At 59.8% G+C, this 26,044-nt stretch carries 20 protein-coding genes and 2 pseudogenes; 18 read left to right on the top strand and 4 right to left on the bottom strand.

Going from position 1 to position 26,044, the window contains the following annotated elements:
* Positions 1 to 16 precede the first annotated feature (16 nt).
* The 11 genes and pseudogenes from BF12_RS0109410 to BF12_RS0109365 all read left to right on the top strand — a co-directional run bounded on the left by BF12_RS0109410 (position 17) and on the right by BF12_RS0109365 (position 13,880).
* A complete protein-coding gene (locus BF12_RS0109410; protein ID WP_024952052.1) occupies positions 17 to 1,126 on the top strand; it encodes an S-(hydroxymethyl)glutathione dehydrogenase/class III alcohol dehydrogenase in 1,110 nt (369 codons plus the stop codon).
* Between the two features lie 59 nt (positions 1,127 to 1,185).
* Positions 1,186 to 2,049, top strand: coding sequence for an S-formylglutathione hydrolase (gene fghA / locus BF12_RS0109405; protein ID WP_024952051.1), 864 nt, complete (start codon positions 1,186 to 1,188; stop codon positions 2,047 to 2,049).
* A 583-nt stretch (positions 2,050 to 2,632) separates the two neighbouring features.
* Positions 2,633 to 3,793, top strand: a complete 1,161-nt coding sequence (gene gbdR, locus BF12_RS0109400) for a choline metabolism transcriptional regulator GbdR (RefSeq protein WP_035159756.1) — start codon at positions 2,633 to 2,635, stop codon at positions 3,791 to 3,793.
* A 360-nt stretch (positions 3,794 to 4,153) separates the two neighbouring features.
* Positions 4,154 to 4,924: a monofunctional biosynthetic peptidoglycan transglycosylase gene (mtgA, locus tag BF12_RS0109395; RefSeq protein ID WP_051510894.1), complete on the top strand. Its 771-nt coding sequence runs from the start codon at positions 4,154 to 4,156 to the stop codon at positions 4,922 to 4,924.
* A 393-nt stretch (positions 4,925 to 5,317) separates the two neighbouring features.
* Positions 5,318 to 6,331, top strand: a complete 1,014-nt coding sequence (locus tag BF12_RS0109390; protein ID WP_051510892.1) for a dipeptidase — start codon at positions 5,318 to 5,320, stop codon at positions 6,329 to 6,331.
* Positions 6,332 to 6,417: 86 nt separating this feature from the next.
* A complete protein-coding gene (locus BF12_RS0109385) occupies positions 6,418 to 6,954 on the top strand; it encodes a DUF5943 domain-containing protein (RefSeq protein ID WP_024952047.1) in 537 nt (178 codons plus the stop codon).
* A gap of 221 nt (positions 6,955 to 7,175) precedes the next feature.
* Positions 7,176 to 9,253 (top strand): annotated as a pseudogene (gene dgcA / locus BF12_RS19485) (dimethylglycine demethylation protein DgcA).
* Between the two features lie 35 nt (positions 9,254 to 9,288).
* Positions 9,289 to 10,197, top strand: a complete 909-nt coding sequence (locus BF12_RS23135) for a DUF3483 domain-containing protein (protein ID WP_156941159.1) — start codon at positions 9,289 to 9,291, stop codon at positions 10,195 to 10,197.
* A gap of 202 nt (positions 10,198 to 10,399) precedes the next feature.
* Positions 10,400 to 11,494: pseudogene (locus tag BF12_RS23130) on the top strand ((Fe-S)-binding protein); the annotation flags it as partial.
* Positions 11,491 to 12,957 carry an electron transfer flavoprotein subunit alpha/FixB family protein gene (locus tag BF12_RS0109370; protein WP_024952046.1) on the top strand — a complete coding sequence of 489 codons (1,467 nt, stop codon included), beginning with the start codon at positions 11,491 to 11,493 and terminating at the stop codon, positions 12,955 to 12,957. The pseudogene BF12_RS23130 and the gene BF12_RS0109370, both read left to right, overlap by 4 nt.
* Positions 12,958 to 13,004: 47 nt before the next feature.
* Positions 13,005 to 13,880 (top strand): adenine nucleotide alpha hydrolase family protein, encoded by an 876-nt coding sequence (locus BF12_RS0109365; RefSeq protein WP_024952045.1) that lies wholly within the window; start codon positions 13,005 to 13,007, stop codon positions 13,878 to 13,880.
* 143 nt (positions 13,881 to 14,023) lie between these two features.
* On the opposite strand, the gene BF12_RS21150 is transcribed toward BF12_RS0109365, so the two are convergent.
* The gene (locus tag BF12_RS21150) at positions 14,024 to 14,758 is read right to left on the bottom strand and encodes a DUF4174 domain-containing protein (RefSeq protein ID WP_084488052.1); all 735 of its coding nucleotides are present in this window, start codon (positions 14,756 to 14,758) and stop codon (positions 14,024 to 14,026) included.
* 458 nt (positions 14,759 to 15,216) lie between these two features.
* On the opposite strand from BF12_RS21150, the gene BF12_RS0109350 reads away from it, so the two are divergent.
* Positions 15,217 to 15,609, top strand: a complete 393-nt coding sequence (locus tag BF12_RS0109350; protein WP_024952042.1) for a DUF4168 domain-containing protein — start codon at positions 15,217 to 15,219, stop codon at positions 15,607 to 15,609.
* Positions 15,610 to 15,735: 126 nt separating this feature from the next.
* On the opposite strand, the gene BF12_RS0109345 is transcribed toward BF12_RS0109350, so the two are convergent.
* The gene (locus BF12_RS0109345; RefSeq protein WP_024952041.1) at positions 15,736 to 17,310 is read right to left on the bottom strand and encodes a BCCT family transporter; all 1,575 of its coding nucleotides are present in this window, start codon (positions 17,308 to 17,310) and stop codon (positions 15,736 to 15,738) included.
* Positions 17,311 to 17,702: 392 nt separating this feature from the next.
* Between BF12_RS0109345 and BF12_RS19470 the strand changes: the two genes are divergently transcribed.
* The 5 genes from BF12_RS19470 (at position 17,703) to BF12_RS0109330 (ending at position 22,861) form a co-directional block, all read left to right on the top strand.
* Entirely contained in the window at positions 17,703 to 19,142 is a 1,440-nt protein-coding gene (locus BF12_RS19470; protein ID WP_248623661.1) for an NAD(P)H-dependent oxidoreductase subunit E, read from the top strand.
* Positions 19,103 to 19,465, top strand: coding sequence for an NADH-ubiquinone oxidoreductase-F iron-sulfur binding region domain-containing protein (locus tag BF12_RS22790; RefSeq protein ID WP_248623660.1), 363 nt, complete (start codon positions 19,103 to 19,105; stop codon positions 19,463 to 19,465). Before BF12_RS19470 ends, BF12_RS22790 begins: the two co-directional genes overlap by 40 nt.
* A 2-nt stretch (positions 19,466 to 19,467) precedes the next feature.
* Positions 19,468 to 21,978 carry a molybdopterin-dependent oxidoreductase gene (locus BF12_RS19465; protein WP_248623659.1) on the top strand — a complete coding sequence of 837 codons (2,511 nt, stop codon included), beginning with the start codon at positions 19,468 to 19,470 and terminating at the stop codon, positions 21,976 to 21,978.
* A 26-nt stretch (positions 21,979 to 22,004) separates the two neighbouring features.
* Positions 22,005 to 22,484: a molybdopterin dinucleotide binding domain-containing protein gene (locus tag BF12_RS22785; RefSeq protein ID WP_248623658.1), complete on the top strand. Its 480-nt coding sequence runs from the start codon at positions 22,005 to 22,007 to the stop codon at positions 22,482 to 22,484.
* Positions 22,485 to 22,621: 137 nt separating this feature from the next.
* The gene (locus BF12_RS0109330; RefSeq protein WP_024952040.1) at positions 22,622 to 22,861 is read left to right on the top strand and encodes a hypothetical protein; all 240 of its coding nucleotides are present in this window, start codon (positions 22,622 to 22,624) and stop codon (positions 22,859 to 22,861) included.
* 180 nt (positions 22,862 to 23,041) lie between these two features.
* Here BF12_RS0109330 and BF12_RS0109325 read toward each other — a convergent pair whose 3' ends face one another.
* Together BF12_RS0109325 and BF12_RS22205 are read right to left on the bottom strand one after the other, a co-directional pair.
* Positions 23,042 to 23,677 carry a flavin reductase family protein gene (locus tag BF12_RS0109325; RefSeq protein WP_024952039.1) on the bottom strand — a complete coding sequence of 212 codons (636 nt, stop codon included), beginning with the start codon at positions 23,675 to 23,677 and terminating at the stop codon, positions 23,042 to 23,044.
* Between the two features lie 991 nt (positions 23,678 to 24,668).
* Entirely contained in the window at positions 24,669 to 24,998 is a 330-nt protein-coding gene (locus tag BF12_RS22205) for a hypothetical protein (RefSeq protein ID WP_169734517.1), read from the bottom strand.
* Between the two features lie 47 nt (positions 24,999 to 25,045).
* Here BF12_RS22205 and cyoA point away from each other — a divergent pair, with 47 nt between their 5' ends.
* Positions 25,046 to 26,044: a ubiquinol oxidase subunit II gene (gene cyoA, locus BF12_RS0109315; protein WP_024952037.1), complete on the top strand. Its 999-nt coding sequence runs from the start codon at positions 25,046 to 25,048 to the stop codon at positions 26,042 to 26,044.

The following is a 26,044-nucleotide window of genomic DNA, read 5'->3' as shown; positions in this document are numbered from 1 at the left end:
TCTCTAGGAGATATTGATGAAATCACGTGCTGCGATTGCGCTGGAAGCCGGCAAGCCGCTGGAACTGGTCGAGATTGATGTCGATGGGCCGAAGGCTGGCGAAGTATTGGTGCGCATCGTCAATACTGCCGTTTGCCACACTGATGCCTTCACCCTGTCGGGTGCGGATCCCGAAGGTCTGTTTCCTTCCGTGCTAGGCCACGAAGGTGCGGGCATTGTCGAGGAAGTGGGTGAGGGTGTGACGAGCCTGGTGCCGGGCGACCATGTCATTCCGCTCTATACCGCTGAGTGCGGCAAGTGCAAGTTCTGCCTCTCCGGCAAGACCAACCTGTGCAGTTCGGTGCGTGCGACTCAGGGCCGTGGCCTGATGCCGGACGGAACCTCGCGCTTCTCGCTGGACGGCAAGATGCTGCACCACTACATGGGCACTTCTACCTTCTCTGAATACACCGTGGTGTCGGAAGTCTCACTGGCCAAGGTCTCCAAGCAAGCACCGCTGGACAAGATCTGCCTGCTGGGCTGTGGTGTCACTACGGGTATCGGCGCGGTCATGAATACCGCCAAGGTCGAGCCGGGCGCGACTGTCGCCATCTTCGGCCTCGGTGCCATTGGCCTGGCTGCGATTCAGGGCGCGGTGATGGCCAAGGCCTCACGCATCATTGCCATCGACCTCAACGAAGACAAGTTCGATCTGGCGCGCAAGTTCGGTGCCACCGACTTCGTCAACCCAAGCAAGCTGTCCGTGCCGGTGCAGGAAGCCATCGTCGAGATGACTGATGGCGGCGTCGACTACTCCTTCGAGTGCATCGGTAACGTCAACGTCATGCGCGCCGCGCTTGAGTGCGCTCACAAGGGCTGGGGTGAATCCATCATCATCGGCGTGGCCGGTGCTGGCGAAGAGATATCCACCCGTCCGTTCCAGCTGGTGACCGGGCGAGTCTGGAAAGGCTCCGCCTTCGGTGGCGTCAAGGGCCGCACCGAGCTTCCGGGTTATGTCGATCGTTACATGAATGGCGCGATCAATCTGGACGACTTCGTCACGCACCAGATGCCGTTCGAGAAGATCAATGATGCCTTCGACCTGCTGCATGAAGGCAAGTCGATCCGTACCGTCCTCAGCTTCTGATTTTTGACGTTTCTCGTGCTGTGAACCATGAAAACGGCGCTATCAGAAAGGAGAGTACGATGACCGCGACCGAACAACTCGAGCTGGTCAGTGCCAACAAGGTGCATGGCGGCTGGCTCAAGCGTTACCGTCACCGTAGTGGCAGCCTGGACTGCGATATGGTGTTTGCCATCTATCTGCCGCCGCAGGCCGAACAAGGCCCGGTGCCGATGCTGTGGTGGCTGTCGGGGCTGACCTGCACCGACGAGAACTTCATGCAGAAGGCCGGTGCTCAGCGCATGGCCGCCGAGCTGGGCATTGCGCTGATCTGTCCGGACACCAGTCCGCGTGGCGTGGACCTGCCCGGCGAAGACGAGAGTTATGACTTCGGCAGCGGTGCCGGCTTCTATCTCAATGCCACCCGTGAACCGTGGGCGCGCCATTATCGCATGTACGACTACGTTACCGAGGAGCTGCCCGCGCTGGTCAAGCGTCACTTCCCGGTGGATGGTGAACGTGAGTCCATCTCCGGTCACTCGATGGGCGGTCACGGGGCGCTGATCTGTGCACTGAAGAACCCGGGCCGTTATCGCTCGGTGTCGGCCTTTGCACCGATCGTCAATCCGTCCGCCTGCCCGTGGGGCGAGAAGGCCTTTTCGGGCTATCTGGGCGATGACCGCGCCCAGTGGGCACAGTGGGATAGTTGTGAGCTGGTGAAGCGGTCGCGTGAGAGCGGCGCTTCACGTCAGGAGCTCTTCATTGATCAGGGCGAGAATGATCAGTTCCTCGACAATGAGCTGATGCCTGAGCGTCTCGAAGCCGTATGTGCTGAGCACGGTCATCCGCTGATCCTGCGTCGCCATCCCGGCTACGACCACAGCTACTTCTTCATGGCCAGCTTCATCGAGGAGCATCTGGCCTACCATGCCAAGCATCTCCTGTAAGAGATGCTGCGTGAGTAGAGAGCGAGAGAGCACTACGATAGAAAATGCGTGAAAGATGAAAACGACAGGCCCCGCTTCGGTATCACCGGAGTGGGGCCTGTCACTTTTTTGTGACAGGAAGGCGTGAAATAGCCTAATCACGAGCAAAATTTATGCTGCGAGAACAGTAGCCAATCACACCGTTATTCTGTGCTGTACGGCAACGATGATTTGCTGCACAGCGGCGATTTAAAGACTGCGTGTCGGATAGCCGATGGTTTACTGTCGAGAGGTGGACAACGCACGACGTCCAAGCAGTGAATTGCGACACCCCTGACGTTATCGAATCGCTTGAGGTCGTATCTTAATCTCGAGAGTGCGTTCTGATAATGATCGTCGCCGCTGCTGGAACTGCCCCGTCATCAAGTCAGTTCCCTGCTGAGTGCCAATAATGACAATATCGCAGACCCCCGAAGGCACCAGTAGTTTGGGCGAGAGCACTTGATGCTCCGGTCTGCAACTCAGGCAGATTAGAAGAAGGAGTTCCCCCATGGCACTGACCAGTGGCCGCTTCGACAGCGCATATAACCGTTCTCAGTCCGGCATGGCATCGGACGCCCGTCAGCCTCAGACCATCGGCTTCTTGTTGCTCGACAGCTTTACACTCATTTCGCTGGCGTCGGCGGTCGAGCCACTGCGCATGGCCAATCAGTTGGCGGGGCGTGAGCTGTATCGCTGGTACACCTTGACGCTCGAAGGTGCGCCCGTGCGTGCCAGCGATGGGTTGCAGGTGACCCCGGATATCTCCACCGAGTTCTGCCCACCGCTGGACATGGCAATCGTCTGTGGCGGTGTCGGCATTCAGCGTGCAGTGCAGCGTCCGCACATCAGCTGGCTGCAGGCGCAGGCACGTGGCGGTCGCCGTCTCGGTGCGGTGTGCACCGGCAGTTGGGCACTGGCACAGGCGGGACTGCTCGAAGGCCATGAGACCAGCATCCACTGGGAGTGTCTGGCGGCCATGCAGGAGGCCTTCCCGCGCGTGCCGCTGACCACGCGGCTGTTCTCCATCGACCAGGAGCGTGCCACCGCCTCTGGGGGAACTGCACCAATGGACATGATGCTGACCATGATTGGGCGTGAGCATGGCCGTGAACTGGCTGCCGGTATCTCCGAAATGTTCATCTGTGATCGCGTACGTGGTGAGCAGGACCAGCAGCGCGTGCCGCTCAAGCATGTGCTGGGCACGACCCAGCCCAAGTTGCTGGAAATCGTCGCGTTGATGGAGGCCAACCTGGAAGAGCCGATTGGTCTCGATGAACTGGCCCACTATGTGGATGTTTCGCGCCGCCAACTGGAACGCCTCTTTCAGCGCTATCTGCACTGTTCGCCGTCGCGCTACTACCTCAAGCTGCGCCTGACGCGCGCCCGCCAGCTGCTCAAGCAGACGGCGCTGTCGATCATCGAGGTGGCCTCAGCCTGTGGTTTCGTCTCTACGCCGCACTTCTCCAAATGCTACCGCGAGTACTTCGGGATGCCGCCACGCGACGAGCGACTGGGTAGTGAGCGCGGCACGAGCGTCATGGAAACGGCATGTCGTGCCGATGGTGATCATCGTCTGTCAGGTATTACCAGCCTTGAGGGGCTGCTGCACTCTGCGATTGGCAAGTCTTCACTGCATGTCGCCAACGAGGCGCCGGTCTCGTCAGCCATCCTGGCGCTGGCCAATGCGCGCGGAGAGCCGACCTACGCCAGCGTGCGGATCTGATCATGCGCAGCTGGCCGCACTACGCAAACTGAGCTGTGCAGGCTAAGTCGTGAAGGCCAGCCGTGCAGGCTGAATCGTAATCCCAACGCCTCGTCCCTTTGTGGTCGGGGCGTTGTCGTTTCCAGATGATGGGTCTGCCTCTGGTACACTCGCTCGGATCGTCGTACGCCATACTGAGCATTCACGACGACAAGTGCTGATGATGGCAGGCGTTGATCTCGGCAAGTGTTAATGACAAGGACGCGTGATGACACGCGCGACAGGGGATGGCGAGGGATGGCTCGAGGACAGACAAACAACAGCGACCAATCGGCAGGTGCACGGCGTGGGGCAATACGTCGGACGCCGGCGGCCATATCCATGCGACCCATGGAACGCCTGCGCTGGCTGATGCTATGGGTGCTCAAGATCACGGGCTGCTGGATGGTGGCCTGTGTCGGCATCGTCGTATTGCTGCGTTTCATGCCGTTGCCGCTGTCGATGGTGATGGTCGAGAAGTGGAGCTATGCCATGTTCTCGGGCCAGCCTGTGGCCTTGCAGCATGACTGGGTGTCAGCCAGTCATATCTCCAATAATGCGCGGCTGGCGGTGATTGCGTCGGAAGACCAGAAATTCCCTGATCACTATGGCTTCGATGTCGACCAGATCGTCAAGGCGATTGATGCGCGTCTGGCGGGGGAGCGGCTGCGTGGTGCCAGCACCATCAGCCAGCAGACAGCCAAGAACGTTTTTCTATGGAACGGGCGTAGCTGGGTACGCAAGGGGTTGGAGGTATGGTTCACCATTCTGATCGAAGTGATCTGGCCCAAGGAACGCATCCTTGAGGTCTATCTGAATGTCGCGGAATGGGGGCCGGGCGTGTTCGGGGTCGAGGCAGCTGCTCAGCATCATTTCAATACCGATGCGGCGAGTCTTTCGGCCTATCAGGCCAGTCTGCTGGCGGCGGTGCTACCTAACCCGATCCGTTTCAATGCCGGTAAGCCGTCGGCCTATATCCAGCGTCGCGCCAGCTGGACACGTCGTCAGATGAACAACCTCGGCATGGGCTATCTCAAGCGCCTGGACCAGCCGCGTGGCTGGTTGAGCTGGGAACTGCTGCCATCTCTCAAGGAGCTGTCGCCTGCGCGCTAGCCCATGATCTAGCCTGAAACGTTGAATTGATGACTTCACATGAAGCGCTGACGTGAAGGGTTGATCTGAAAGCCCTGATCGAACAACGACAACGCCCTGCCTTCGTTCTCGCATTCCTGCGAGTCACCGAGGACAGGGCGTTGTCGCTTCTGGAGCCAGGGTGAGGCGGTGATGAATGCGTCGGTATGAGGGGAAACTAGACAAGCACGAGACAAGAACGACAGTCGTGACGTGATCCGACAGCCGCGCGTCGCATCTGGCGTCAGGAGGTGAAGAGGGCAGGACTATGCTGGCGGAGTCTGCCGGTCATCGTGTGATTCCGGAGGCCCTGTCCGCCGGGTACGGACAGTGACCTGACTTTCTGATCCGCCTGCCCAGCGCCGGAGTGCCACGATGTCTGACTTAACCACTTCTCCCTTCGGCGGGTCCGATGCGGCCCGCGCCATCCACGACGACAGTATCGTCATCGACGGTCTGGTGATTGCCAAGTGGCAGCGCGAGCTGTTCGAGGACATGCGCAAGGGTGGCCTAACCGCAGCCAACTGCACCGTCTCGGTATGGGAAGGCTTCCAGGCGACCGTCAACAACATCGTCAAGAGCAACCAGCTGATTGCAGAGAGCAGTGATCTGGTGATTCCGGTGCGCACGGCCGCGGACATTCGTACCGCCAAGGCCGAAGGCAAGACCGGCATCATCTATGGCTTCCAGAATGCCAATGCCTATGAAGACCAGATCGGCTATGTCGATGTCTTCAAGCAGCTCGGCGTAGGCATCGTGCAGATGTGCTACAACACCCAGAATCTGGTCGGTACCGGCTGTTACGAGCGTGATGGCGGTCTGTCCGGTTTCGGGCGCGAGATGGTCGCCGAGATGAACCGCGTCGGTGTGATGTGTGATCTCTCCCACGTCGGCTCCAAGACCTCCGAGGAAGTCATCCTCGAATCGAAAGTCCCTGTCTGCTATTCCCATTGCGCGCCCTCCGGTCTCAAGGATCACCCGCGCAACAAGTCCGATGCCGAACTGCGCTTCATCGCCGAGCACGGCGGGTTTGTCGGCGTCACCATGTTCACTCCCTTCCTCAAGGCCGGCGTCAACGCCACGGTCGACGACTACGTCGAGGCCATCGAGTACGTGATGAACCTGGTCGGTGAAGATGCCATTGGTATCGGTACCGATTTCACCCAGGGCCACGGTCAGGACTTCTTTGAGTGGCTGACGCACGACAAGGGTTATGCCCGTCGTCTTACCAGCTTCGGCAAGATCGTCAATCCGGAAGGTATCCGCACCATCGGTGAGTTCCCCAACCTGACTGAGGCACTCCTGCGTCGCGGCATGAGCGAGCAGCAGGTGCGCAAGATCATGGGTGAGAACTGGCTGCGTACGTTGGAAAACGTCTGGGGCGGCTGAGCCTTATTCCCTCTTCTTTTTCTCTTTCTCTCTTTCAGTGCTTCCTTTTACATCCCCCTTTTCTGACCCCTAGTGAGGATACCGATATGAGCAAGATGGCCCCTGAACTGCCGATCGAAGTGGATAGCGAGACTGGCGTCTGGACGTCCGATGCACTGCCGATGCTGTATGTGCCGCGCCACTTCTTTATCAACAATCATGTCGCGGTGGAAGAGGCGCTGGGCGCAGAGAAGTATGCCGAGATTCTCTACCACGCCGGCTACAAGAGCGCCTGGCACTGGTGCGAGAAGGAAGCCGAACTGCATGGCCTGGTCGGCGTGGAAGTCTTCGAGCATTACATGAAGCGTCTGTCGCAGCGCGGCTGGGGCCTGTTCATCACTGAAGAGATCGATCTCGAGTCAGGGACCTGCAAGGTGCGTCTTGAACACTCCTGCTTCGTCTATCAGCAGGGCAAGACCGGCACCAAGCTTGAGTACATGTTCACCGGCTGGTTTGCGGGTGCGATGGACCAGATTCTGGCCGCGCGTGGCAGTGAGCGGCGCACCGTCGCCGTCCAGACCCAGAGCGGTGGTGAGGAAGGCTGTGATGTCGGGTATTTCGAGGTCGCTCCCGGAACAGTGTGACGTTTTCACATCAGCCACTCTTGTGGCATCTCATCACGTTTCATCACGACATCTCGCATCATCCGCTTCTGCACGGCTATTCGCGGACATCATCCATAACGATAACGTAACGCCTGAGTGTCGCCTTCCCTGACAGGCATGACGCCTGACTCATTCCTTGCTGATGGAGAGTCAGGCGTCCTTGCAGAAGGCGGCATTCCCCCCGGCGAGGAGCTTTCACCATGGCATTCGACGCACTCTTCCAGCCGATCGAGATCGGCAAGCTGACCATCCGCAACCGCGTCGTCAGTACTGCCCACGCCGAGGTGTATGCCACCGATGGCGGCATGACTACCGATCGCTACGTGCGCTACTACGAAGAGAAGGCCAAGGGGGGCTGTGGCCTGTGCATCTGTGGTGGCTCCTCGGTGGTCTCCATCGACAGCCCGCAGGCTGGTGGAGCTCCGTCAATCTGTCGACCGACCGCATCATCCCGCATTTCCAGAATCTGGCCGATGCCGTGCACAAGCATGGCGGCAAGATCATGATCCAGATCACCCACATGGGCCGTCGCTCACGCTGGGACGGTTTCGACTGGACCTCGCTGATGTCGCCGTCCGGTATCCGTGAGCCGGTGCACCGCTCCACCTGCAAGACCATCGAGGTGGAAGAGATCCAGCGCATCATCGCCGACTTCGCCCAGGCGGCGCGGCGTGCCAAGGAAGGCGGCCTGGATGGCGTCGAGCTGTCCGCCGTGCACCAGCACCTGATCGACCAGTTCTGGAGCCCGCGCGTCAACAAGCGCACCGATGAGTGGGGCGGCAGCTTCGAGGGCCGCATGAAGTTCGGTATCGAGGTGCTCAAGGCGGTGCGCGCCGAGGTCGGTGACGACTTCGTGGTCGGCATGCGCATCTGTGGCGATGAATTCCATCCTGATGGCCTGTCTCACGATGACATGAAGCAGATCGCGGCCTATTACGACGCCACGGGCCTGCTCGATTTCTTTGGCGTGATCGGCTCCGGCTGTGATACCCACAACAGTCTCGCCAACGTCATTCCCAACATGTCCTACCCGCCGGAACCCTTCCTGCATCTGGCCTCTGGCATCAAGGAAGTCGTGTCGATTCCGGTGATCCACGCCCAGAACATCAAGGACCCCAATCAGGCCGAGCGCATCCTGGAAGGCGGCTATGTCGACATGGTCGGCATGACCCGCGCGCACATCGCTGATCCGCATATCATCGCCAAGATCAAGATGGGCCAGCTCGACCAGATCAAGCAGTGCGTCGGTGCCAACTACTGCATCGATCGTCAGTATCAGGGCCTCGACGTGCTGTGCATCCAGAATGCCGCCACCTCGCGGGAATACATGGGCCTGCCGCACGAGATAGAGAAGACCACCGGTGCCACGCGCAAGGTCGTCATCGTCGGCGGTGGCCCAGCAGGCATGGAAGCGGCCCGCGTGTGTGCCGAACGCGGCCACGACGTGACGCTGTTCGAGGCCAAGAGCGAGCTGGGTGGCCAGATCACCACAGCCTCCAAGGCACCGCAGCGGGATCAGATTGCTGGCATCACGCGCTGGTATCAGCTGGAACTTGCACGCCTGAAGGTCGATTTGCGTCTCGGCACGCGTGCCGATGAAGCGACCATCCGCGACCTGCGCGCTGACGTGGTGATTCTCTCGGTCGGCGGACGTCCGTTCATGGACCAGTTCGCGTCCTGGGGCTATGACGAAGATCCGGCCAAGAGCCTGATCGTCTCCTCGTGGGATGTCCTCGATGGCAATGTCGCACCGGGCAGCAATGTGCTGATCTACGACAGCATCTGCGAATTCTCTGGCGTGTCGGTAGCCGACTATCTATCTGACAAGGGCGCCAAGGTCGAGATCGTCACTGACGACATCAAGCCTGGCGCCGCCGTGGGTGGCACGACCTTCCCGACCTATTACCGCAGCCTGTACGCCAAGGAAGTCGTGATGACCTCCGACATGGTGCTGCATGAGGTCTACCGCGAAGGCGATGGGCTGGTGGCGGTACTCGAGAACGAATACACCGGCACCTTGGAAGAACGCGTCGTCGATCAGATTGTGGTCGAGAACGGCGTGCGCCCCGATGAAGCGCTGTACTACGCCTTCAAGGAAGGCGCGCTCAACAAGGGCCAGATCGACGTTGAGGCGCTTTACGCGATCACCCCGCAGCCGTGCTTGAGCCAAGCCACTGACGGTGACGACTACCTGCTGTTCCGTCTCGGCGACTGCAATGCACCGCGCAACACCCACGCCGCCATCTACGACGCCCTGCGCCTGTGCAAGGATTTTTGATCGCGTCGTCTGACACGTAGGTGGGAGGTTTGACCATGAATGAAACAGTCTTGAGCGAAACCGTCTTGTCGGTGTTGATCTTTGCCGCCTTGGCGCTGGCCGCCATCGGCGCGGTCAAGCGTATCGGCATGTGGCGGCAGGGGCGGGCGGATGCCACGTCGATGAGTGTGGGTGAGCTGATCGCAAGCCTTGCGAAGATACCGCGCCGCTATGGGGTGGACCTGCATCACGTGGTCGCGCGGGATCGCTACATGGCCAACACTCACGTCGCCACTGGCGGTGGCTTCGTGGCGGCGGCGCTGCTGATGGTAGTGGTCTACGGCTTCGGCATCGACTCCGCCTGGCTGGGGGGGCTGTTGCTGCTGGCCAGCGGCGCGATGTTCGGTGGCGCGCTGTTCGTGCGTCGCCGTCGCCTCGATCCACCGGCACGCCTGTCGCGTGGCCCGTGGATGCGCCTGCCCAAGAGCCTGCTGGTGTTTTCGGCCAGCCTGTTCGTGATGAGTCTGTCACTGGTGCTGCCGGAAGGCGTCGGCGGCATGATCTCCGGCGGTATCGTCGGGCTGGTGCTGGTGGCCGGGATTGCCTGGGGGTTGCTCGAGATGATCGTCGGCATGACCGGTGGCGGCTCGCGCATCACCGGGCCGATGAAGCATGCCTTCGCTGGCGCGCTGCACCTGGCCTTCCATCGGCGTCCGGCACGTTTCAGTACCCGCGACAGCGCTGGCATCCGCGACAGCGCGCTGCTGCCGCTGGACCTCACCAACCCCAAGGCACCGTTGGGCGTCGGCAAGCCTGCCGACTTCAATTGGCGTCAGTTGCTGGGCTTCGATGCCTGTGTGCAGTGCGGGCGTGTGAAGCGGTGTGCCCGGCGTCGCGGCCGGTCAGCCGCTCAATCCCAAGAAGCTGATTCAGGACATGGTGGTCGGCATGGCGGGGGGCAGTGACGCCGCCTACGCCGGTTCTCCCTATCCGGGCGACGAGCCGAAGCGTGCTGTCGGTCAGCATGGTGGCGGCCCGCAGCAGGAGATCGTCGGGGCATCGCCGTATGCTCGGCCGGCAGGTCAGGCAGCGTCTTCCGGACCGATCCAGATCAAGGCGGCGCAGGACGCTTCTGGGGCGAAAAGTGACTCTGACAAGCTGATCCACGAATTCAAGGTGCTGGTCGAGCCAGAAACCCTGTGGGCCTGCACCACCTGTCGTGCCTGTGTCGAGGAGTGCCCGATGATGATCGAGCACGTCGATGCCATCGTCGACATGCGTCGTCACATGACGCTGGAGCACGGCGCGACACCGGGCAAGGGCGTCGAGGTGCTCGACAATCTGATCGCCACCGACAACCCGGGCGGCTTCGCGCTCGAGGCGCGTCTGCATTGGGCGGCAGACCTGAACCTGCCGCGTATCGCCGAGGTGCAGGCGGCACGGGAAGCGGCGCGTGATCCGCGTCCCGTGGAAGCGCTGCTGTGGCTGGGCGATGGTGCCTTCGACATGCGCAATCAGCGCACGCTGCGTGCCTTCGTGCAGGTACTGCGCGCGGCCAAGGTCGACTTCGCCATCCTCGGTGCCGAGGAGCGTGACAGCGGAGATGTCGCACGCCGTCTGGGTGATGAGGCCACTTTCCAGTCGCTGGCCAAGCGCAACATCGAGACACTGTCGCACTATCGCTTCGCGCGCATCATCACTTGTGATCCGCACAGCTTCCACGTACTGGGGCGCGAATACGCCGCCTTCGGGGGCGACTATCTCGTCAATCACCACACCAGCTACATGAACGAGCTACTGGCGGCCGGCCGTCTGAATCTGGATGGCGACAAGCTGACCCATCTAGGTTCCGTCACCTGGCACGATCCCTGTTATCTAGGGCGTTACAACGGCGAATTCGAAGCACCGCGCACACTGCTGGCAGCATTGGGGCTGGAAGTGCGCGAGATGGAGCGTTCCGGGTCTCGTTCACGCTGTTGCGGCGGCGGCGGCGGGGCACCGGTGACGGACATTCCCGGCAAGCAGCGGATTCCGGACATGCGCATGGGCGATGTACGTGAGACGGGCGCCGAGGTGGTTGCGGTGGGCTGCCCGCAGTGCACCGCGATGCTGGAAGGCGTGGTGGCGCCGGCTGGTGAAGCCGAACCCCAGGTGCTGGATCTGGCAGAACTGATGGCGCGTGCACTGGTGCTGACGGGACCTTCGTCCAGTGACCCCAAGGCATCGATGATACCTCAGGCGGATACGGAGGTAGCGGCATGACCACTCATCGTGACGAACACTCAGCTCTACCGCGGCGTAATCCGCGCCTGGAGCAGCAGGCGCGCAATCGCCTGCATCCTGAGCATCTCACTGCCTTGATGGCGCTCGGCAAGGGAGCCGTTGGCCCTCAGGAGCGCTGGCTTGGACCGAAGGGCGTGATGCGCCGCAATCCGCATGTCGGGCACTTCATCGCCACCAATGGGCGCAAGCGTTTCGATCGCAGTGGGCGCACCGGGCCTGCCGCGGCGGGCGCTGGAAATTCAGCGGTTGCGGTCAAGGCAATCGTCCTGCCGCTGATCGAGATCGAATCTCCCGCCTTCCTGATCGCGGTGGTGCCGGACATGACCAGTGGTCGGATTTCGAGCCACGACCGCGATGTGCTTGGCCTGGCGCGCCAGATTGCCGATGCCGACCCCGCCCATCAGGGCGCGGTACTTGCCGTTACCTTCGGCACGCTGCGCGATGGTGGGGATGAGTCTGATTCAGCAGGACTCGGCGCAGCAGGGGTTGATCGCTGGATGCACTTCAGTGACACGCTGCATGACGGCTACGCGCCGCTCACGCAGCTGGCGGAACTGGAAGCCATTGATGGTGAGCTGTCACCACGGCTATGGCTGTTGCCGGAGTCGCGTACTGGCGGTGGTGAGCGGGGACGTCGACTCGGTGCGCGGCTGCTGTGCAAGGGTGATGCTTCGGTGCGCCCCAGCGGCAATGTCTATCAGCTCGATGGTGATCTGGCAGCGGTGGGACGTGGTGAGTGTGAACAGCTCTCCGTCACTGGCCGTAGCGGCAATGGCCAACAGGATCTGACGCGCCCGCTGACGCGTATTCTGCTCTGTGAGGCTGAATGCGCCGAACCGGTCGAGGATGTGCGCCATGCGGCAATGCCGCTGATGCTGGAGGATGAAGAACGCACAGCGGCCAACGATGGCAGCGCCGTCATATCGTCGCCATTGATCGAAGACCTGGGGCCGGTAGCGGTCGATCCTTCCGCCATCGCGCTAGGCGAGGCCGAATTCATTCTCTCGGCGGGCAACGGTATTCGTGACTGGGATGGCTTCCATCATGCCGCGCAGGTGCTCGGCGCGACCGAAGGCGCCTCGCGCGTGGCAGTCGATGACGGCTTCATGCCGCGTGCCCGCCAGGTCGGTGCCACCGGTACCTGGGTAACGGCACGTGTCTATGTGGCGGTGGGTATCTCAGGCGCCATCCAGCATCTGCAGGGCATTCAGCGCTGCGACAAGGTGGTGGCGATCAATCTCGACGGTGGCTGTGACATGGTCAAACGTGCCGACCTATCGGTGATCGGGGATGCCGAGGCGATTCTGGCAAGCCTGTGTCAGCAGCTTGAGGCAGCACGCGGACCATTGTCGGATGCTGATCAGGTTGATGCACTGGCGTCAGGTACCGCATCAGCGGCTTCTTCCGTCACATCGGCATCGCTTGCGGCCAACGCAGCCTGATATTGCCCGGGACTGCCTGAGGTGGTCAGGAGGGTAAGGAGAAACGCATGAATTCAGTCAATCAGTCTGCTGCACTCGGTCAGTCTGCTGCGCTCAAGGTCGTCAGTCTGGTGTCACTGGGTCAGCATCCGGTGTCAGGGCGCCTGCGGCGTGCCGAGCAGGATGCGCGCGCGCTGGAGCTGTGCTTGACCCTGTCACGTCAACAGCCCGAGGGGCAGGTGAGCGTAAGTGCCTGGCACGCCAGTGGCGAAGAGATCATGACGGGGAGCGAGCAGGACGTGGCACTGCGTGGTTATCTGGGCATGGGGCTGGAGGCGCTGACGCTGGTCACGCCTCGCGCCTTGCAAGATAAAGCCGCCGAGCGAGTCGTCGACGTGTGGCCGTTGCTCGCGGCACGACTGCGTGAGGAGGCCCCGCAGCTGGTGGTGTGCGGTGGCCAGAGCGAGACAGGTGAGGGGAGCGGTTTACTCCCACATCTGTTGGCGGAGAGTCTCGGCTGGCCGCTGGTCGAAGGACTGGTCGAGATCGAGAGTTGTGATGGTGAGCATCTGACAGCGTTGCAGGCATTGCCGCGTGGCCAGCGCCGTCGACTCAGAGTGCGGCTACCTGCGCTGGTCAGTGTGGATAGCGCCGCGCCGGCTGCGCGTCAATCGGCCTTCGGGCAGGCACGGCGCGGGTCACTGGTCAGGGTCGAGACTGGGGACGCTGCGCACGATAGCGTGGCCGAAGCCTTCGCCATAACACCAGCGCGTAAACGACCCAAGCGCCTCAAGCGCATCAAGGCCACCAATGCGCGTGACCGTTTCAAGGCCGCCGCTGCTAAAGCCGAAGGTGGCGGTGGCAAGCGTCTGGAAGGCGTGAGTGCCGAAGAAGGGGCTGGCGAGATTCTCAAGTTGCTCCGTGAGGAGGGCGTTGTGCGTTAAGGCGCTGGGCAACCAACTTTCAGCGCTCGCTGCGCTACAGCAAGGCATATCCGCAGAAGATAGAAAGCCCCTGACAGCATCTTCGCTGTCAGGGGCTTTTTGTTTAAGGTGCCATTGATTTCCGCTTGATCTACCGGCTCTGTCTACTCGCTTTTCTGCCACTGCCAGTCTTCATCGCTCAATGGCTCGGGCGCGCTGTGTTCTTCCGTAGCTTGTGACGGTGATGCAGCGCGAGAGTTCTGGCTGGATTCCCGCTGGCGCATCGGCATGTTATCGATCACCTGGTAGATCTGGCCCGGTGAGACGAAACCCTCCTGCTGCATCTTCTTGCCGCCGTCCTTGCCCATCAGGATGACGGTAAAGGGCGCGCCTTCGCGCAGCTGCATGGCATCACGCAGGGCGCGAACCTCCTCGAAGCTCATCGGCACGCCATCGTGGATACCGCGTGTGCCCATCAGGCTATAGAGCGTTACATCACGTTGCTGCAACTCGCCGCGCGTGGCGCGTAGCTCATCTCTCTGGCGCTGCAGATCACGGTCCTGCTCGTCTGGCGCGACCAGCACCAGTGAGCGGCGGTTCCAGGTTTCACCGAGCAGAGGGTTGGCGGCCGGATCGACATTGGCAGCCGTAGTGGTCGTCACTACCGTCTCGGGAGGTGACGGTGGTGGCGGCGCGCCGGCTGAGGTTTCGGTGGGGGCATTCAGGTCAGCGTCTGAATCCAGCAAGCTGATCGCGTGGGCCTGAGGACTGATGAGCAGCAGCATGGCCAGCAGGCTGGAGAAGAGCAGTGTTCCTGCATGCCGCGATGCTGGCGGAGATGACAGGAAAGATGAGAAGCCGAGCAAAGAGAGTGGTGAGGAAAGAGTGTGTGCGGACATATCAGTCCTCCGACAGCGGCGATGTTGTTAGGAGATGCATTCAGGTGCACAAGGATACGAGGTGTCGTGTGGCATGGGTCTATCGTAAGCCTATGTCAGTCTGCGGGAGTTTGCTGCCCATCAGTGCGCGGTTTGTGTGGTACTTGGCTGGGCTATATATCATGTGAAAGTGAAGGCGTGGAGAGATATCAGCATCGTTTTGCAGCAGTTTCACGAGCGGCATGAAGAAAATTTGGCAGAAAGTTCGGCAGAAAAACGAATGTCTTTGTATGGGTATACAGGTTTTGAAACCCCTGCCATGAGCGGCCTCGCGTATTTTGCGTTGCTTTAATGCGACGAATGTATCGCGAATGATTCAAAGTGATTTCAAAGCTTTACATGAAAAATTGAACATCCGGCCGAGGCTTCCGTCTGAGTTAGGGTAATCACTTATTGACGATCAATGACTGGAGGCTGCAATGAAACGGATGACTGCATACATGACGGCTGCCCTGATTTCTGCGGGCATGATGTCGGCACCGGCGTTCGCTGCTGACGCACCGGCTCAGGGTCAGGCACCTGCACAGGCAACACAGGCTCAGGCCAGTGACTTCTCTGATGCGCAGCTGGAACAGTTCGCTGCTGCCTCTCAGGAAATCGCTCGCATCTCTCAAGACTTCGCCGGCAAGCTTCAGAAGGCCGACGACGAAACTGCCAAGCAGAGCGTCCGTCAGGAAGCCAATGATGAGATGGTCGGTGCGGTAGAAGACTCCGGTCTGGAAGTTGCCACCTTCAATTCCATCGGCCAGGCGGTTCAGAACGATCCGACGCTGATGAAGAAGGTGCAGAAGCTGGCTCAGGAAAACTCCTGATCCAGTAGGGGTGACGTTCGGGTCACCTACTGAAAATGCCGCCCCCGGTTACCGGGGGCGGCATTTTTTTTGTCCGTGCTTTATGAAACGTTATTTATAAAGGCATGAGACTTGCGCGTTCACGCCTCAATTGGCGTTGAGGCTTAGCTCCTGCTTCTCCCACAGCAGACCACGGAACAGTGAGTAGCACATCACCAGTAGTACCAGCGTGAAGGGTAATCCGGTCGCGATGGCACCTGCCTGCAGTGATCCGAGGGCAGCACTACCGCCACCATAGAGCAGTGCACCGGCAATCAGACCTTCCATCGCAGCCCAGAATACGCGCTGACTAATGGGAGCATCTACCTTGCCACCGGCGGTGATGGAGTCGATCACCAATGAGCCGGAATCTGAAGAGGTGACGAAGAACACCAGTACCAGAATGATGGCGATGAAGGAGGTCACGCCCGAGAGCGGTAGGTTGTCGAGCATCTGGAACATCGCAAGCGACACGGAATCGATGCCGCCAGCCAGTGAACCGACGCCATTGACCGCCTGCTCAAGTGCGGTACCCCCGAACACTGACATCCACAGGATGGTGACAAGGGTGGGCACCAGCAGAACCGCGATCACGAATTCACGCACGGTACGGCCGCGCGAGACGCGTGCGATGAACATGCCGACGAACGGGGACCAGGAAATCCACCATGCCCAATAGAAGACCGTCCAGCCGTGGAACCAGCTTTCGTCAGGGCGATCGATCCAGTTGGAGAGTGGCAGGATGTACTCGGCATAACTGAGCGCAGTGGTGCCGATGCCTTTGAAGATGGCGAGTGTCGGACCGACGACGATGACAAAGGCGATCAGTACGGCGGCAATGATCATGTTGATGTTGGAGAGCAGCTTCACGCCGCCATCCAGTCCGCGACTGACCGAGTAGATCGCGATCAGCGTGACCAGAATGATGATCGCGATCTGGGTCGGTAAGCCGGCACCGATGCCGAACAGGTAATCCAGGCCGGACGCTGCCTGGGCAGAGCCTAGTCCCAGAGACGTTGCCAATCCGAAGATGGTCGCCAGTACGGCCAGGATATCGATGATATGCCCCATCCATCCCCAGGTACGCTCACCGAGAATCGGGTAGAACGCCGAACGGATGGTCAGCGGCAGTCCCTTGTTATAGGTGAAGAACGCCAGCGATAGTCCGACTACTGCATAGATCGCCCACGGGTGCAGGCCCCAATGATACATGGTGGCACCGAGTGCAGCGCGTGCCCCTTCGGGGGTGCGTGGCTCGACGTTCAGTGGCGTGCCGTACCAGTCGGTGTAATAGGCCACCGGCTCGGCGACGCTCCAGAACATCAGACCAATACCCATGCCCGCCGCGAACAGCATCGCGAACCAGGAGTGGGTGGAGAACTCTGGTGTTGCCTTTTGCCCGCCAAGACGCAGCTTGCCCACCGGATGGACGACCAGCAGTAGGCAGAACAGCACAAAAATATTACCGGCAATCATGAACAGCCAGTCGCCATGACCGATGGACCACGCTTTGGCACCGCCCAGTGCAGTCTCGGCATCTCCCGGAAATAGAATGGCAAACAGAATAAAGCCGACAATCAGTACGGCACTGATCGCGAAGACAGGGTTGTGAACATCAAGACCCATGACCTGGACATTGTCCTGGCCGATCTCGTAGTCCGTGTCATACGGATTCGATGACATGTGGATACCTCATGTTGTTATTGGTCGCGCTGTCATCCTGGAGGGGTTCCGACAGGGTCGGCCGCCATCAGGCGAAGAGTCTGGCAGTCTGATTGTGAGAGTCATTTCCTGTGGCAAGTTAGCTGGGTACGACACCTGCGTAGTCGTGGCTGACACAGAAGCGCTTTCAGGCTTTGATGCGGTTGCTGCATCAGTGTGTGCTTTGTAAATTGCAATCTACAGTGAGGAATGTCGGCGTTACTACGCTTTCGGGTCTGTTACCTGACAGGCCACTGTCCTGCTGGACAGTGGCCTTGCATGCCCGAGCCAATCGACGCTTACGTGACTAATGCAGTCGCCACGACTGCAGCCTCCTTGCATCACCACTATTAAAACAACGATGCGGTGCCGCCATGACGTCAGTGATCACTCCCCCGCCGGCTGTAGCCGGTCGTCGCCGTTCGCGCAGTCAGCTGCGCGGTCGCCCTGTTGAATCCGAGGCGCTGGCCGAGATACAGCAACTGCTGGCCGATAGCCCGCCGCAGCGTGACCTGTTGCTCGAATATCTACATGACCTCAATGACCATGTGGGATATCTGACGCTGCGTCATCTGCGTGCACTTGCCGAGTGGATGCGTCTGCCGATGGCAGAGGTCTACGAGACGGCAACCTTCTATGCCCACTTCACGTTGGTGCGGGATGGCGAAACGCCGCCGGCGGCGCTGACGGTACGTGTCTGTGATTCGTTGTCCTGTCAGCTGGCAGGTGCCGAGACACTCCGTGCCGGGCTTGCCGAGGGACTCGATCCTGCTGAAGTGCGTGTGGTGCGTGCACCCTGCATGGGGCGTTGTGATAGTGCGCCGGTGGCTGAGGTCGGCCATTACCATCTTGGTCAGGCAAGCGTCGCGGGCGTCAAGGCCGCGATTGCAGCAGGACATGTACATGCAGATCCCGCCACGAGCCTCGACTATCCAAGTCTGGAGGCGTATCGCGCGATGGGGGGCTATGGCCTGCTCGACGCGCTCAGGGCGGGCGAGGTGGCCATTGATGATCTGGCGAAGATGATCGAGCAGGCGGGGCTGCGTGGACTCGGCGGTGCTGGCTTTCCGACCTTCCGCAAGTGGGGCTTCGTGCGTGCCGAGGCGGGGCCGCGCTACTGCGTGATCAATGCGGATGAAGGCGAGCCTGGCACCTTCAAGGACCGCTACCATCTGGAGCGAGAACCGCACACCTTCCTGGAAGGTGCACTGGCCAGCGCACACGTCATCGACGCCGAAGGGCTCTACATTTATCTGCGTGATGAGTATCCGACGCTGGGTCTTGCGCTGCGTGAATGCATTACGGAGCTGGAAGTGGCAGGCGTCGTCGCGTCCGGTTTCATCCATCTACGCCGCGGCGCTGGCGCCTATATCTGTGGCGAGGAATCGGCACTGATCGAGTCGCTGGAAGGCAAGCCGGGCAAGCCTCGGCAGCGTCCGCCCTTCGTGGCGCAGTGCGGTCTGTTCGGACGGCCGACGCTGGTCAACAACGTCGAGACGGTCTACTGGATCGCGCGGCTGCATCGCGAAGGCATCGAGAGCTACGTCAATGTTGGCCGGCATGGACGCCAGGGGCTGAGAAGCTTTTCGCTGTCAGGTCGCGTCATGCGGCCGGGCATGTATCTGGCACCGGCCGGTATCACGCTCAATGAGTTGGTCGAGGAATACGGTGGCGGCATGGCAGCAGGACACCGTCTGTTGGCGTATCTGCCGGCGGGGCTTCCGGCGGAATTCTGCCGGCCAGCAAGGCCGATATTCCGCTGGATTTCGACACCTTGCAGGCGCATGGCTGCTTCATCGGCTCGGCGGCGGTGATGGTGCTGTCGGATCAGGACGATCTGGTCGCGGCGGCACGCAATCTGATGACCTTCTTCATGGATGAGTCCTGCGGCCAGTGCACACCGTGTCGGGTCGGCACTCAGCAGATGCTGGCAGCGCTCAGCAGCGATCAGTGGGACGAGACGCTCTTGACGCGGCTCTCGCAGGTGATGGTAGACGCCTCCATCTGTGGGCTGGGGCAAGCGGCACCGAATCCGGTGTTGGGACTACTCAAGGATTTCCGAGGGGAGCTTGCGGCGCGCGGCGTACAGCTGATCGCCTCAACCGGTGCGCCTGCTGCGATGAGAGGTGACGCATGAACATGCCAGCGAAAGACTGCGCCGATCAGGCACGTGATGACGGCTTCACGATCACACTGGATGGCGTGGACATCACCGTCTGGCCCGGTGAAACGCTATGGAAGATCGCTCAGCGCAGCGGCGAGATCATCCCGCACCTGTGCTACAGCGAGGCGCTGGACTATCGCGCTGATGGCAACTGCCGCGCCTGCATGGTCGAGATAGAAGGCGAGCGTACGCTGGCGGCCAGCTGCATTCGAGAAGCGCGCCCAGGCATGGTGGTGCGCAGCGCCAGCTCTGAGCGAGCCGGTGCGGCCCGCGCGATGGTGGTCGAGATGTTGGCCGCGGACATGCCGGCAGAGCAGGTGAACCCTGATGTCAGCAGTCACTTCATGGCGACTGCCGCGCAGCTGGGTGTCGATGTCGGGCGTGCCCGCGAGACTCTGGGAGGCGCACGCGAGAAGGTCAGCACATTGCTGGGAGCAACGGCAGAGGAATGGTTGCCGTCGACCGTCAATGCTCATGACCACTCGCATACCGCGATGGCGGTCAATCATGACGCCTGCATCAGCTGTGGCCTGTGCGTACGCGCCTGTCGTGAGGTGCAGGTCAATGATGTGATCGGCCTGGCGGGACGCGGCAGCAACACCCGTATCGTGTTCGACCTCGAAGATCCGATGGGCGACAGCACCTGCGTGGCCTGCGGCGAGTGCGTTCAGGCATGTCCGACGGGGGCATTGATGCCAGCGGTGCAGGTCGATGCGCAGGGGCATGGCGATAGCGCCGCCGTGGATGACAAGATCGCCTCGGTCTGTCCCTATTGCGGTGTGGGCTGCCAGCTGGAATACCAGGTCAGTCGTGGTACTGGCGAGGTGCTGTTCGAAGAAGGGCAGTCGGGTGCGACGTTGGCGGATGCGCAGTCTCAATCGCTAGCCTCGGGGCAAGTCAAGCAACATCATGGCGCTGCGTCGCAAGACCCGCGATTGGACAACATCATCGCCGTCAGTGGTCGCGATGGGCCGTCCAACCGCGGGCGGCTATGCGTCAAGGGTCGTTTCGGCTTCGATTATCCGCGCCATCCGGAGCGTCTGATCCGGCCGCTGATTCGACGCGCTGGCGTGCCCAAGGGGCTGGACCCGACTTTTGATCCCGCGCATCCGCTGAGCCACTTCCGTGAGGCCAGCTGGGATGAGGCCCTCGAAGTCGCGGCCCAGGGACTCATGAGCCTCAAGCGAGCGCATGGCCCCGATAGCCTGGCGGGCTTCGGCAGCGCCAAGTGCACCAATGAAGAGGCGTGGCTGTTCCAGAAGCTGGTACGTACTGGCTTTGGCTCCAACCATGTCGATCACTGCACACGGCTGTGCCATGCAAGCTCGGTGGCAGCGCTGATGGAAGGTGTCGGTTCCGGTGGCGTCAGCGCCTCCTTCATGCAGGCTGAACAATCGGATCTGATCGTACTGACCGGCTGCAATCCCGGCGTCAACCATCCGGTCGCGGCAACCTTTTTCAAGCGCGCCGCCAAGCGCGGAACCCGTATCGTGGTGATCGATCCGCGTGGGCTGGCACTGCGTCACCATGCGCATCGCTCGGTACAGTTCACGCCGGGGGCTGACGTGGCGTTGTTCAATGCGATGCTCAATGTCATCGTCAGTGAAGGGCTGGCGGATCAGGACTATATCGCGGCCCACACCGAGGACTTCGCGGCGCTGGCCGAGCATGTTGACGCACTGACACCCGAGGCAATGTCACCATTGTGCGGTGTGGCTCCCGAAGAAATTCGCGCCGTGGCCCGCGAGTATGCAACGGCCAAGCGCGCGATGATCTTCTGGGGCATGGGTATCTCGCAGCACACTCACGGCACTGACAACGCACGTTGCCTGATTGCACTGGCGCTGGCCTGTGGTCATGTCGGTCGCGAGGGTACTGGCCTGCACCCGTTGCGCGGTCAGAACAACGTTCAGGGCGCTTCGGATGCCGGCATGATTCCGATGGTCTTCCCTGATTATCAGCCGGTCGGCGATGTGGCAGCGCGCGAGCGACTGGAAGCGCTGTGGGAGGCGCCGCTATCCGCTACGCCAGGCCTGACGGTGGTGGAAATCATGCACGCCATTCATGCCGGTCAGATTCGCGGCATGTACATTCTTGGTGAGAATCCGGCGATGTCGGATCCTGATCTTGATCACGCGCGCAGTGCACTGGCACAGCTTGAGCACCTCGTGGTGCAGGACATCTTCGTCACCGAGACAGCCCAATTCGCCGATGTCATCCTGCCGTCGTATGCCTGGCCGGAGAAGGACGGCAGCGTTACCAATACCAATCGCCAGGTACAGCGAGGGCGTGCGGCGTTGCAGGCACCGGGTGAGGCGAAACCGGACTGGTGGATCACGCAGCAGATTGCGTGTCACATGGGACTTGAGTGGCATTACGCTGGGCCTGAAGAGATCTATGCCGAGATGCAGCAGGGCATGGATTCGCTCGATAACATCGACTGGGCACGTATTTCTCACGAAGGGTCGGTGACTATCCCTGTCTGACGCCGGATGGAGAAGGGGAGGATGTGGTGTTCGGCGAGGGCTTCCCGCGCGCCAGCGGTCGGGCCCGCTTCGTGCCGACCTGGCCCACGCCGCCGGATGAAACACTGGATGCCGACTATCCAACAGTGTTGACGACGGGCCGTCAGTTGGAGCATTGGCATACCGGCTCTATGACGCGTCGTGCACGGGTGCTGGACAACCTTGAGCCATCTGCGGTCGCGACGCTCAATCCGGTTGAGCTTGAGCGGTTGGGCATTGCTGCCGGTGAGCCGCTTAGCATCACTACGCGGCGCGGTCAGATCACGCTTGCGACGCGTGCTGATCCGCTGACGCCAGCGGGGATGGTATTCGTACCATTCTGCTACGCCGAAGCGGCGGCCAATCTGTTGACCAATCCCGCACTGGACCCGGTTGGCAAGATTCCCGAGTTCAAGTATGCCGCCTGCTATCTGACAAAGCCGAAAGCCTCTGCGATGCCGGAGTCACCGCCGGTCGCAACGGCGTGAATTCACATGTCACTGACGCTGTGTGATACGCAAGTTGCGTGAGTGTCTGTCCACAATGAAGGCAGCAGCATCAGCTATGCTCAGACAGCGGGACTTCATGCAGAAGCGCCCGCAGTCTCCACGGAGGAGGAAAGACGATGATGATAGTGGACCTGATCGATCAGCATGACTTCCGTGAGCGGCTGGTGGCATTGGGCGTTCGAGTGCCAGAAAACGCATGCCCAGATACCTGCGCGCGTATGGCGCTGACCAAACATGTGGAGGTTGGCGTGCCTGGTCTGCAGGAGTTGGTGCGCGAGTTGGTGCTGAAATCGGATGTGATGTTGCCGTCGGTACGTCAGGCATTGGACAAGTACCTGCTACCCGGGCTGCGCTAGTCGTTAGACGCTGGCGATGTGATGAAGAAAAGCAGGCATGAAGGTAGAGCATCCCTGCATGAGAAAAGAGGGCCTGTCAGCTGACAGGCCCTCTTTTGGTTTTTTACCACGGTGGCACTGGTGTTCATGTTGCTGAGGCTTGGATTACTGTCTCTGATGCTGCTGGTCTCTGATGCTGCTTTACTCTGGGCGCTCCAGACTGAATAGGCTATCGGTGCGCGCATAGTCACTACCTGCCATGCGTCCCACAGCCTTTAATACCTCGTTGTCGACGTGACGTCCGTCCCAGACGCTGGGATCTACGTGTATGACGATGACCTCTGCCAGCACAAGGCTTCCTGCCAGTGGTTGATCGCCAAACGAGATGATGTCGCGAAGATGGCAACCGAAGGCAATGGGGGCCTCAGCGACGCGCGGCACCTGCAATGGCGGCATGGCGATCTTATTGAGCCCCGCGTGGCTGAATTCGTCACCTTCCGGTGCCAGGCTCGCGCTGGTGGCGTTGAGTGCTTCGCTCAATGCCTCACCCCCGATATGCACGATGCATTCACCGACCTCACGAAGGTTGTTCAGCGTGTCCTTGGTCTGGCCATCGCCGTTACGTAGCGGACTAAAGGCCAACACTGGCGGATTGACGCTGGCGATGGTGAAAAATGAGAAGGGCGCTAGATTGGCATTGCCGGTGGCGTCTATCGTCGAGACCCACGCGATAGGACGAGGCGCAACACTGCCGGAGAAGAGGCGGTAGAGAGACCCAGCGGGCAGCTGGGCGGCATCGAGAAGTGAATCCGCAGCGAGGGGAGAGTGATCAGTCATGGGTAGTGTCTCTTGCGTGAAAGGTTATGTCCCGGGGGTTAGCAGCGTGCATCGTCGACATACGGTGAGAGCCATGCCAGCTAAGGCTGTCAGGTAGCTTCTATAGCACCATGTGGACATTTTTCCTCGCGATCAATGCGAGATGCCTGTGTCAGGACGTGGCTGCTGCACGATGAAATAAAGATATTGCACTGCAAAGACGTATCTTGCAGGGAGATCATGCTGATCAGGTTCATCGGTGGTCTGAGGCTTATGGTATATAAAAGGATTTCAGAAAATCGCGAAGATCATCAGCAAGATTCTTGGTGTGGTCAATTGTCGCAGGTATTGACCTTTTCCCAAGATGTGATTTTCGGTACCTCTATCGAGTATGCCTCCCATGAGTATAAAGCTGGTCTAGAGAGGCACTGAGTCGTACTTTTGTTGCATTACGGTATTTTTTTAGTAATCAGATGGTTTTTATTTGTGTATTTTTGATTCTTGAATTTTTTGATTCATCTGATGGAAAGGTGGCAGATATCCATAAGTGAAGAACAAAAAATGGTCTTCTATTGTCAGGTTGTCCTCGTCTGATACGTTAAATATAAATGGTAGGGTTGCGTAATTGTGAATGATTTGAGGTGTTTCTGTGCACATCGATACCTCATGTTGATAGGAGTGCATGTGGAGTATTTCTGTGAATGATGATGATGAATGTCAGAAAAATGAACGACGATTTCACTCTGCTATCATGCTTCTAGAAGGGTGGTCTAACGTGTTGATTGTTACGTGATGAAGCTGATGCTGGAAATATGAAAGTGCGAATAACTAGCATAATATTTCTAAAATAGGCTTTTTGTTGGCTGCAAGCTCCTTTATTTATGGATTTATTGGATTTTTCGTCTACTGGGTGGCGATCATGATAAAGGGTGTGCGGAAGGGCGTTATCTTGAATTGTTCGTCCGCAATATGGTGATTCTTCTGGTCATCAAGTAGGTGAGTGGAGTGATCGTCAGAAAAGATAAAAAAAAGGATTGGCGATCTGCCGGTCAGGTGAGAAACGGGCGCTAGCCAACATCATTTGTGCTGCCGACGGGATCAGAAGGCAATCTTCTGACTTTAACCCGCGGTGAGAGAGGCGGCTGCCATGTTTGGCTATCCATGATTGATCCGCGCAGCAGGAAGTCATTCGTTTGCTGCTGCGCCTGACTGCGTCATCCTGCCCCGTAGTCATCCCCCCTGCCTTTTCACTATCCTGTGCCCCGCCTGCGGGAAATCTTCTGATTTCGTTCGAACGATCGACGACTTCCTGTTGGTCATTTCTTCGAACGCTGTGTTCCACATGTGGGCTCGTCATGACGTCATGGCGTGTTCCAACGAGGTCGTGAGATGAGAAAAAGCCTAATGCGGGGGGCTCTGCGGGGACTCCCTATCCTCGCGGGATTATTGATGTTGTCCGGCTGTGACGCCGTACTCTTCGATCCCAAGGGGCCTATCGGTGAATCCGAAAAGTCGCTGATTCTGACAGCTACCTACCTGATGCTCGTGGTCGTGATCCCGGTCATCTTCATGACGCTGTGGTTCGCCTGGCGCTATCGCGATACCAAGCAGAGCAAGGCGACCTATACGCCCAACTGGGCGCATTCCACCAAGATTGAGGCTGTGGTGTGGGGCATTCCCTGCCTGATCATCCTCGCCTTGGGCATCCTGACCTGGAAGAGCACGCATGAGCTGGACCCGCGTGCCGAAATCGTCGACGGCGGTGAGCCGATCGAGGTTCAGGTGATTGCGATGGATTGGAAGTGGTTGTTCATCTATCCGGAGCAGGGCATCGCTACGGTCAATGAACTGGCCATGCCGGTGGATCGCCAGGTGCGCTTCCACATCACTTCCGAGACCGTGATGAATTCGTTCTTCATTCCACGCCTCGGCAGCCAGATCTATGCAATGGCGGGGATGGAAAACCGTCTGCACCTGATCGGTAGCGAAGTGGGTACCTATGACGGTATCTCCGCGAGCTACAGTGGCGCCGGCTTCGCCGACATGCACTTCAAGACGCATGTCATGAGCGAAGGCGATTTCGATGCGTGGATCGAGAAGGCACGTGGCAGCAGCAAGGTTCTCGATGACGCGGGCTATACCGCGCTCAATGAGCCGAGCGAGAACGTTGCCCCGACCTTCTACGGCCAGGTCAAGCCGCACCTCTACCAGCAGATCATGGCGCCTTACATGGACGGCATGGAACTGGGCATGAGTGATAAGCAGATGGGCGACATGAAGATGAGTGGCAAGAAGATGGACCACTCAGCCCACAAGATGTCCGGCGACGAGATGTCTGGTGACGATATGTCCGGCCACGCCGAACCTGCGATGGCAACCGAGGAATAA

The organism is Cobetia crustatorum (genome assembly GCF_000591415.1).
GTDB classification, from domain to species: Bacteria; Pseudomonadota; Gammaproteobacteria; order Pseudomonadales; family Halomonadaceae; genus Cobetia; species Cobetia crustatorum.
The sequence above is the reverse complement of the archived record's forward strand: the minus strand, read 5'-3'. Positions and strand labels throughout refer to the sequence as shown.